1 protein-coding gene is annotated in these 1489 nt (G+C 65.1%); it reads left to right on the top strand.

The features are described 5' to 3' along the window. Window positions 1–99 precede the first annotated feature (99 nt). Window positions 100–1182, top strand: a complete 1083-nt coding sequence (locus tag GPY60_RS26450; protein ID WP_444850870.1) for an IS110 family transposase — start codon at window positions 100–102, stop codon at window positions 1180–1182. Window positions 1183–1489: the final 307 nt, after the last annotated feature.

Genomic DNA, 1489 nt, shown 5'->3' with positions numbered 1-1489 from the left:
CTAGACGGTATAGGGGGCTGGGGCCTCGCTCACATGTGAACGTGGGTTGCGGTCAGGAATTGGGTCCTGGCCGTAGAGCCACAGATGTGGGAGGCCCCAGTGAAGGTTCAGCGTACGAGTGTCGGGTTGGATGTGCACGCACGTTCGGTGGTGGCGTGTGGTCTGGATGGGGATACCGGCGAGGTGTTCGAGCGCCGGTTGACTCCTGACCTCGGTGAAATCTTGGATTGGCTTCGCTCGTTGCCTGGTCCGGTCGCAGTGACATATGAGGCGGGCCCGACGGGATTCAGGTTGGCCCGGTTCCTGCTGGCAGCAGGGGTGGACTGTGTGGTGGCGGCGCCGTCGAAGCTGATCCGTCCGTCCGGAGACCGGGTCAAAACTGATGCCCGCGATGCCGCGCATCTGGCCCGCTTGTTGCATCTGGGCCAGGTGGTGGCGGTGACGATCCCGACGGTTGAACAGGAGGCCGCGCGGGATTTGGTGCGGGCCCGTGAGGATATCCGTGGGGATTTGATGACCGCTCGCCACCGGCTGTCGAAACTGCTGTTGCGCCAGGGGATTGTGTACAGCGGTGGACGAGCCTGGATCCGCGAACATGAGCGGTGGCTGCGTCGACAGCGGTTCGGCAACGCCGCGCTGCAGCTGGCCTATGACAGTGCTTTCGACACGATGCTGGCCACCGTCGACCGCCGGGAGCGCCTCGATACCGCGATCGCCCAGATGGCCGCTGATTCAGCGTTTACTCCGGTGGTGACCCGGCTGGGGTGTCTGCGCGGGGTGTCCACGCTGACCGCCTTCGGGCTGGCCGTCGAGATCGGCGACTGGTCTCGGCTGACCGGCCGCACTATCGGCGCCTATCTCGGCCTGGTGCCCAGTGAGTACTCCTCGGGGGCGACGCGAACCCAGGGCGCAGTGACCAAGACCGGCAACAGTCACGCCCGCCGGCTGCTGATCGAGGCCGCCTGGCATCACCGAGTCCCCTACCGGCCCGGCGCGGTGATGCGCCGACGCTGGCAGGCCGCATCCCCAGCCGCGCGGGCCCGCGGCCAGGCCGGTAACCGGCGCCTACATGAACGCTGGATGCGTTTTGATCAGCGCAAGAAACGCTCGGTGGTTGCTAACGCCGCCATCGCGCGTGAACTCGCTGGATGGTGCTGGTCACTGGCCGTCCTCGACGACTGAGGACCCCACAAATGTCCAGATGAGTCACCCGGTGTCGGCAAGCGTCTTGGAGTGACCCGCGTCGCGACTATGAGCAATCATGTTGCACCACAACCGATCACGCTCGATCCTAGACAAGCGGTCTCACTCCGACTCGAAAGTTCCGTCCTGCGGTAGCCAACCCGCGTATATCAGACTGACACGCGTCGACACGACACGCTCGACACCCACCAGCGACTTATCTGGCCAACGAAGCGGCGGCCGCGACGACGGTTGCGGCCGCCGCTTCACCCTGCCCACTTGACAAGATGTCCCCCATATCAGTCGC

It is taken from the genome of Mycobacterium sp. Marseille-P9652, assembly GCF_902652685.1.
Classification (GTDB): domain Bacteria; phylum Actinomycetota; class Actinomycetes; order Mycobacteriales; family Mycobacteriaceae; genus Mycobacterium.
The sequence above is the reverse complement of the archived record's forward strand: the minus strand, read 5'-3'. Positions and strand labels throughout refer to the sequence as shown.